The organism is Celeribacter arenosi, from assembly GCF_039539485.1.
In the GTDB taxonomy this organism is placed as follows: Bacteria; Pseudomonadota; Alphaproteobacteria; order Rhodobacterales; family Rhodobacteraceae; genus Celeribacter; species Celeribacter arenosi.
On the sequence record NZ_BAABDF010000005.1, the window covers coordinates 155,406 to 163,652 of the forward strand.

At 60.7% G+C, this 8,247-nt stretch carries 8 protein-coding genes; 1 reads left to right on the plus strand and 7 read right to left on the minus strand.

The window, feature by feature from the left end; translation table 11 throughout:
* Positions 1-68: 68 nt before the first annotated feature.
* Positions 69-269 carry a heavy-metal-associated domain-containing protein gene (locus tag ABD815_RS05840; protein ID WP_344844839.1) on the minus strand — a complete coding sequence of 67 codons (201 nt, stop codon included), beginning with the start codon at positions 267-269 and terminating at the stop codon, positions 69-71.
* 146 nt (positions 270-415) lie between these two features.
* Between ABD815_RS05840 and ABD815_RS05845 the strand changes: the two genes are divergently transcribed.
* Positions 416-991, plus strand: a complete 576-nt coding sequence (locus ABD815_RS05845) for an NUDIX hydrolase (RefSeq protein ID WP_344844842.1) — start codon at positions 416-418, stop codon at positions 989-991.
* On the opposite strand, the gene ABD815_RS05850 is transcribed toward ABD815_RS05845, so the two are convergent.
* From ABD815_RS05850 to ABD815_RS05875, 6 genes are all read right to left on the minus strand, one after another.
* A complete protein-coding gene (locus ABD815_RS05850; RefSeq protein WP_344844845.1) occupies positions 988-3,084 on the minus strand; it encodes a 3'-5' exonuclease in 2,097 nt (698 codons plus the stop codon). The two genes, ABD815_RS05845 and ABD815_RS05850, sit on opposite strands and share 4 nt — an antisense overlap.
* Positions 3,074-3,463: a response regulator transcription factor gene (locus ABD815_RS05855; RefSeq protein WP_344844847.1), complete on the minus strand. Its 390-nt coding sequence runs from the start codon at positions 3,461-3,463 to the stop codon at positions 3,074-3,076. Before ABD815_RS05855 ends, ABD815_RS05850 begins: the two co-directional genes overlap by 11 nt.
* A gap of 45 nt (positions 3,464-3,508) precedes the next feature.
* Complete coding sequence (locus tag ABD815_RS05860; protein WP_344844849.1) at positions 3,509-4,024, minus strand: hypothetical protein; 516 nt, start codon at positions 4,022-4,024, stop codon at positions 3,509-3,511.
* A 9-nt stretch (positions 4,025-4,033) separates the two neighbouring features.
* On the minus strand, positions 4,034-5,851 hold the full coding sequence (locus ABD815_RS05865; protein ID WP_344844851.1) for a putative nucleotidyltransferase substrate binding domain-containing protein: 1,818 nt from the start codon (positions 5,849-5,851) through the stop codon (positions 4,034-4,036).
* Positions 5,852-5,953: 102 nt separating this feature from the next.
* Complete coding sequence (locus tag ABD815_RS05870; protein ID WP_344844854.1) at positions 5,954-7,693, minus strand: sodium:solute symporter family protein; 1,740 nt, start codon at positions 7,691-7,693, stop codon at positions 5,954-5,956.
* A 12-nt stretch (positions 7,694-7,705) separates the two neighbouring features.
* Positions 7,706-7,963 (minus strand): DUF4212 domain-containing protein, encoded by a 258-nt coding sequence (locus ABD815_RS05875; protein WP_344844857.1) that lies wholly within the window; start codon positions 7,961-7,963, stop codon positions 7,706-7,708.
* Positions 7,964-8,247 lie beyond the last annotated feature (284 nt).

The following is an 8,247-nucleotide window of genomic DNA, read 5'->3' on the forward strand; positions in this document are numbered from 1 at the left end:
TTGTAAGCGGGACGAGTTATGGCGCGCGAAGGGCTCCCACGCAACGTCCATCCACGCGCAGAGGGTGATTAGCTCTGTTTTTGCGCGGGGTAGCCTGCGTCCAGAAGGGCTTTCATAACGGCTTCGTCGCCCGCCTGCGTTCTGATCAAAATCGACCGCTTTTCGAGATCGGGTGTCACCTCGATCGCATCATCCACAGCTTCCAAAGCCTCGGTAATCGTGGTCACGCAGTGGCTGCAGCTCATGTCGGGTACGGAAAAAACGGACATCTGTGGCTCCTTCGCCGGTCGTTTTAGCCCACATCGGGGCCTCTCACCCAAATTGAACCCGCGATGGGCAACTTTCAAGGCGCACCTGCGCATGGCGGCTTTTTCCTGACCGCACACACGACTAGTCTGGTCCCATGGACAAAGCGATGCAGATCAGGGACGCGGCCACAGTGGTTCTCCAACGCGACGACGGGCGCGTGTTGATGGGCCAACGGGGGCATGGCGCGGTATTTATGCCGGGCAAATTTGTCTTTCCGGGCGGTGCGGTTGATGCGGCGGATTTCGAGGCCACGCCCATCGGCACGCTCGCGCCTGCGTGTCTGCGCCGTTTGTGCATCGATGCCGATCGGGCGGTGGCAGGCGCGCTTGCAGTCGCGGCGCTGCGTGAACTTCGTGAGGAGACGGGATTGGTCCTGAGAGACGCCGCCGCGCTTAGTTTCGTGTTTCGCGCCGTCACCCCGCCTGGTCGCCCGCGCCGCTTCGATGCGCGTTTCTTCCTCGCGGACGCGGCCCATCTCGAAACAGACCCCGACGATTTCTCCCGCGCGGAGGACGAGCTGTCGCATTTGCAATGGTTGTCACCCCTTGAGGCCCGTGCGTTTGATTTGCCCTTTGTGACGCGGATCGTTTTGGCGGAGATAGAGGCGACGTCCGGCGCACCCGACCACGTCCCGTTTTACGACCATCGCGGATCGGTGGGACGGGTGCGCGCCCTGACCTAGGCGATGTGGTCGGCGTTCGCGTCCTTCAACAGGCGTTTGTGTTTGCGCATTTCGGCGAGCAAATCACCAAAGGTAAGCAGGCCCCTTTCGGACGCCATGCGCAGCATCTTGTTGAAACAATCCGCCGTGGCAATCGTGTCCCCCATCGCGGTGTGACGCGCCTCTGGCGGGATCGTCACGCCGAGCCGCACGCTGATCGCATCGAGCGTATGTTCCGCGCTCTGCCCGAAAACAATCGCCGAGAGCAGCACGGTATCAATCACCGGATTGGAAAAGCTTCGACCGATGTCGTCTTCGTGGCGGCGCAGGAATTCGAGGTCGAAAGGTGCGTTATGGGCGACCAAGACCGATCCGCGCGCAAAGCTGTGCAGTTCACGCCCGACCACGTCGATCCGCGGCGCGTGGCGCACCATCTCGTCGGTGATGTGGTGGACCTCTGTCGCCATCGCCGGAATCGGGCGGCCGGGGTTGACGAGTTTGTCGAGCCGTTCGGTTTCCACCACCCGACCGTTCACGACACGCAGGGCCGCGACCTGACAAATCTCGTCACCTTGCGACGGCAGCAGCCCCGTGGTTTCGGTATCGAACACGACATAGGTCAGATCGGTGAGCGGCGTGTCCAACAGCGCGGCGGGCGGGGTCTTGCTGAGCAGATCAAAGTCGTAGGTCGCACTGCCCTTGCGTTTGGTGGGAGACTTCCTGATCCGGTGGGCATCGCGGATCGGCAGTTTGAGAACCGCCCGCGATCCGCGCCCGAACTCCGGCCAGATATCCGTGCCATGCGCATCCAGAATGACACGCCCCGTCAGATTGGCCAAACCGGACTCCAAAGGTTCGTCGAGCCAGCTTTCGAGCGTGTCGACAGACAATGGCTCACCCGACCACCCGAGCGCGAGCATCGCCCCCCCGACGTCGTCGCGCGAGATCAAAAACGACAACCCGCGCGCATTCTCACCCGTCAACCGCTCACTGATGTGGTTGAGCAGGGCGACGATCTGAATGCTGTCGAGCGTAAGTTCCATCGGGTCTATCACATCGGCGGTCAACGCGATGCCCGAGCCTTGCAACCGCGCGCTGAGAGCTTCACACAGATCGGAGGCGAGCACGCGATCCATCGGCCACCAATCGGCCTTGGCCACTTCATAGGCATCGGCCAATCCCGTGACCTCGACAAAAAGCGTATTGATCTCTTTTTCGAGCGACCGTTCGATATCGTCTTTCGGCACCGCAGAGCGCGCATCGTTCAGGGTCTGGATCGCCGCGATGGACGGGCGCAGGCGGGCAAAGAGGCGCGATAGCAGGGCCTCACGTTCCGCGTGGGTTTCCAGATCGGCCGTCACATCGTCCAGCGTCAGCACATAGGCGGGGTTTTCATCGGCCTCGCTCGGCGCGCGCATCAGGCGCATGCGCGCAGCCAAGGTCGTGCCTCCCTGCACCGTCGAAATTGTCAGTGGCAGGACATGCCCCGCCCCGCCTTCACCCGCACAGAGCCTGTTGTAAGCTGACAGGATCGGACCAGGCCGCAGAAAGTCAAACACCGGATGATCCAGACCCGGCGCATGGTCAGTGTCGAGGATTTCCGCCGCCGCCCCGTTGTAAAATGCGATCCTGTGCGAACCCGAAAGCAGCACAACACCATGGGGCATTTCGGCGGCCAGCGCGGCCAGTCGCGCCTTCTCTTCAACCAGCCGCGTCGTCTCGGCAGCAACCGTTTCCGCCAGCTTGTTGCGTGTCGCGCTGAGGTTTTCGGTGACCGCACGTGCGGCAGGCGCCAGATCGCCGAGGTATTTGGCCGTGCCTTCGTCGAGGTGCTCATCCACATCCGCATGGGCGCGCGCAAGCATGGCCCCCGCGAGGTTCTGGATCGGCTTGGCGACGTTTTCGTCAAACATCAGCCAAATCCAGACCGTCAGCCCGAGGATTGCGAAACTGGACAGCGCACCGGCAAAGACGAACCCGTCCCGCGCGGTCGCACTGTCGAGCCGTTGGAACCCGACATAAAGCCCCGCGCAAATCGCGACGATGGAGGCAGCCGCGAGAAAGGCGAAAAACAAGAAAACCCGAAGGCGTAGGGACCAGTTTTCAATTTTCATCAGCCGTGCCTCCGAGCAGGAGCCGCACAAGGGCGCGCAGGTCTTTGGTTGCGAAGGGTTTGGTGAGAAATGCATTCGCGCCCATCGCCATGCCTTTGCGCCGCTCGGCCTCGGAGGCACGCGCGGAGGTCATCAACACGGGCGTATCGGGCAGCGTGGGATCACGGCGCAGCCTTTGACAGATCTCGTAGCCCGACATTTCCGGCAGGGTGACATCGAGCACCACGAGCGCAGGCGAGAGCGCGCGGATGTTGGGCAATGCCTGACTGCCATTGCTCACCCGGGTCACATCATAGCCGTCCCGCGTGAGCAGATGCTCGATCGCGAGCGCGATGTTCACTTCGTCCTCCACGAGCAGGATGCGCGGCAATTCTTGCATATTCTCATTCCTCCTCTCTTGTGGTGCGGCGCCCGTTTTTGCCCGCTATCTTATGTCGTCACAGGCCACGCGCAGCAGCGCATCGTCGCGCCCCACGGATATCCAATCGGCCCCTTCGAGCACGTCATCCACATCGCCCTCACGCCCCGCGAACAGGTCCGCGCGCCGCGCCAACAGGCAATCAAAGGCGGCGGGCACGATGGCGCCATCCTGCCAGCGGGCAACGGCGTAAATGTCTGTCAGAACCATCCCGTCCCTGATCACTGCGCTGCCTTTGTCGAGCGCGAGGAAGCGGCTCACGGGCTGGGAGATCAACGTCCATGGGCGCAGGATCGTTTTGCCTTCGACGGTTTGGGCCACGATTTTGTCGGGGCCAAGCGCGGCAGTCGTGCGATCAAACCACGTCATTTCGCTCCAGATCGTGAAGGCGAGCATCGCCACACCCGCCGCCGCAGGCATCGCCCATTTGGGCAGATCGATCCGCAACAGATGGCGCAGCAACATGACGATGCCGGCGGCGCCGGCGCCCAGCGAAATGGTGGCTAGAAATTCAACGAGCATATGACCGTCCTAGGTGCGCGCAGCAGATGAGCTGAGCGAGGATTGCATGGTGCGCACGATGACGAATGCGTCGCGCAGGTGGGACCGCTCAAAGGCGGGTAGTGAAGATGGCGTGAGGTAATTGTCCGGCTTTTCGCCACTACGCACCTGTGCTGCCTGATGTTCGAGGCGCGCAGCGGCGATCATGTCATAGGCGGCCAAAAGATCACGCCCGCCGGTTTGGGACACCACACCGGCCTCAATGGCCGCATCGATGCGCGCACGGGTGTTGGCAACATCGAGTTTGCCCTGCAGAGCGTAAACCCGCCCGAGGTCGACAATCGGCACGACGCCATTGTGTTTCATATCGATCGTATTGCGGTGTTCACCCGAGCGGATTGTGGCAAACCCGCGCAGCAATCCCAGAGGCGGCGTGTGTTTGAGGGAGTTCGCAATCATATGGGCCACGAAGATCGAATTTTTGGATGCGGCGTCTAAAGCGGCGGCTTGTAGTGGGCGGAACAGGCGCTCGTCGCCCGCGATGGGGCGCAGGTCGTACATGACAGAGGCCAACATCTGCGCCTGATTGTCGGGCGCGCGGATCCAGCCCTCGAAATAGCTTTCCCAAACCGACAGAGGTTGGCACCACCGCTCGGTCATCGCCATCATTTCGCCGGGGCAATAGACGTAGCCACAGGTGTCGAGGCCATCGCAGACAAAGCGTGCGAGTTTGCGAAAATACACCATGTCGTCAGCCGTCGCAGCGTTGTCAAAGATCAGGCAGTTGTCCTGATCGGAAACGCCGGTCTGTTCGCGCCGGCCCTGACTGCCGCAAGCGGCCCACAGAAAGGGAACGGGGGCGGGGCCGAATTCACGCTCGGCCAAGGCGATCAGGCGGCGCGTCACGATATCGGCGACGTCGGTCACCTTACGCGTCACCACATCATGGGCGAGATGCGCCCCGACGAGTTGCATGAGAAATTCCGGCAGACGCGCCGTCACAGCGGCGAGGTCGGCCACGGATTCAGCTGTGCTCAGATCAAAGATCATCTGCGTTTGCGATGACCCGAAATAGCGGGTGATGTCCGATTGGGTCACCATGCCGACCAGTGCGCCCCCATCGACGACGGGGAGGTGGCCGATTTGGTTTTCAAGCAAGATGTGGATGACGTCGGTGCCGAGCGCGGCGGACTCCACGCTAATCGGCGCTTTGGTCATGATGCCCGACACCGGACCCGAAATGTCACGCGCCTCCGCGAGCACTTTGCTGGTCATGTCGCGCACAGTCACCAACCCGACAAGCTCGTCACCTTCGAGCACGGCGACGGAGGAGACCTTGCGGTCGCGCATAATGCGCGCGCAGTCGGCAATCGTGGTGTGTGGTGTGCAGGTAATCGGCGCGCGCGCCATCAGGTCAGAGACCCGTTGCGTCATGAGACCCGTGGCAGATTGGGGACGCGCCTGTCCGCGATTGAAGTAGCGCGCAAAGGCGGGGTTGCGATCGATCTCGGCGCGAAAATCGTGCAAAGGCAGAACCAGAACCGTCACCGCGTCGACCGCACGGGCCGTCGTCGCGGCAAAGCCATCGCGCAACAATCCGCGTTCCCCGAAATGGTTGGATTTCTGCAGGAGCGATACCTGCGCGCCGTTCACATCGGTGATTTCAACGCTGCCGTCTTTGATCAGGTAGAGCCCGTCGAGCATGTCCCCATGCGCATAGATAGTCTCGCCCGCGGCATAGGTTTTACGCGAGAAGGCCCGCGCCAACGTGTCCAGCTCAGCGGTTGCGAGAACGTCATAGGGGTGGGAGGTTTGAAGGAAGGCGATGATCTTGTCGGCATTCTTCATCTGCTAATTCCTACGCGTCGAATGGAAAAGGCGCGGCGGTAAAAATCCGCCGCGCCTCACTATGGCGTCGGGCCGACACAGAGGCCAGCCCGAACCCTGTTCTTAGTGATCGACTGCAGTTCCGGCACCACGTGGCACGCGGATGTCTTCGACCAATGCCTGGATCTCTACCGGCGGCTCTTCGGTCGCGTTGGAGACGACATAGGCAACCGCAAAGTTGATCATCGCACCGATAGCGCCGAAGGATGTCGATTTGATCGACAGCAGCAGCGGATCAGCGTCCGAGAAGGAAGCTGTCGAGGCGACAAAGAACCAACCCTTGTGCAGGAAGATGTAGACGATGGTTACGATCAGACCTGCGAGCATGCCTGCAACGGCGCCCTTGTTGTTGATGCGCTTGGAGAAGATGCCCATCATCAGAGCCGGGAAGATCGATGCAGCTGCCAGACCGAAGGCAAGCGCCACGGTTTGAGCGGCAAAGCCCGGAGGGTTGAGGCCGAGGTAGGTGGCGATTGCAATTGCCACACCCATCGCGATACGGGCGGACAGGAGTTCGCCTTTCTCGGAGATGGCCGGGTTGATCTGCGCCTTGATAAGGTCATGGGAGACAGCCGACGAGATAGCCATCAAAAGACCCGCCGCGGTGGAGAGCGCTGCAGCAAGACCACCAGCAGCCACGAGCGCGATGACCCAACCTGGAAGGTTGGCGATCTCGGGGTTGGCAAGGGTGATGATGTCGCGGTTCACCGTCAGTTCGTTTTCGGCAGAGGCGTTGTATTCGATCAAGCCGTTGCCGTTTTTGTCGTCAAACGCGAGCAGTCCGGTTTGCTCCCAGTTGCGCACCCAGTTGAGGCGTTCGTCGTTCTCGATCGACTCGAGCGACACCGCTTCTGCGGCGGTCCCGTTCGGGTAGAACGTGTTGACCAGGTTCAGGCGTGCCATTGCCGCAACAGCAGGTGCTGTGAGGTAAAGCAGTGCGATGAACACAAGAGCCCAACCCGCGGAAGAACGCGCGTCAGCCACTTTTGGCACCGTGAAGAAGCGCACGATAACGTGCGGCAGACCCGCGGTACCGATCATCAGGGACACGGTGAACAGGAACATGTTCAGCGTTGTGTCGGACTGTTTGGTGTATTCGGAGAAACCAAGATCCGTGATCAGGCCGTTCAGCGTGGTCAGGAGAGGTTCACCGGTTTCTTTGACATCCGAGAACAGGCCAAGAGCCGGGATCGGGTTGCCTGTGATCTGAAGCGAAATGAAGATCGCCGGAATGGTGTAGGCGATGATCAAAACGACATACTGGGCAACCTGCGTGTAGGTGATGCCCTTCATGCCGCCCAGAACGGCGTAGAAGAAAACGATCGCCGCGCCGATGAACAGGCCGGTTGTGTTTTCAACTTCGAGGAAGCGCGAGAATGCAACGCCAACCCCGGTCATCTGACCGATCACGTAGGTGAGCGATGCAACGATGAGGCAGATAACGGCCACGGTTCGTGCCGTTTGGCTGTAGAAACGGTCGCCGATGAACTCGGGAACCGTGAATTTGCCGAATTTACGCAGATAGGGCGCGAGCAGCATGGCGAGTAGCACATAGCCGCCGGTCCAGCCCATCAGGTAGGCGGAGGTGTCGTAGCCGCCAAAGGAGATGATACCGGCCATCGAGATAAAGGAAGCCGCCGACATCCAGTCAGCGCCTGTTGCCATCCCGTTGAGAACAGGGTGGACGCCGCGGCCTGCGGCGTAGAATTCTGATGTGGAACCCGCACGGGCCCAGATCGCGATGCCGATGTAGAGCGCAAAGGTCGCGCCAACTACCAGCAGGTTGAGGGTAAACTGGTCCATTCTGTGTGCTCCTTATTCTTCGACGCCGTGTTCACGGTCGAGTCGGTTCATGCGCCAGGCGTAGGTAAAGATCAGAACCAGGAACACCAGGATCGATCCCTGCTGGGCAAACCAGAAACCGAGGTCTGTGCCGCCGATTTTGATGCCTGAAAGCATCGGGCGAAGAAGAATGCCGAATCCGAAGGAGCAAATGAACCAGATCACGAGGCTGATGCCGATGATCCGTTTGTTCGCAGCCCAGTAGGCATTTGATTGTGAGTTGTCCGTCATTGCGGTCCTCCCTTATGTCCCCGATCCCGTGTCGAATCTGTTGCTTCGAAGCGCGGGACCATCCAAATCGCGCCCGGTTCGTGCCGGTGCGCTTCCCTTCCCAATCGGCCCCGTTTTCGGGGCCGGGGCTTGTTGTCACCCCCATGATGTCGTGAGGGTTCCATTTTTCTATACCATATCTGCGTAAAAACTAGGCAGATTTTTGGTAGACTGAATTCGCAATGAGCTCTTCGACGACGGAAGGGTCGGCGAGGGTTGAGATGTCGCCCATTGCGCCTGTGTCG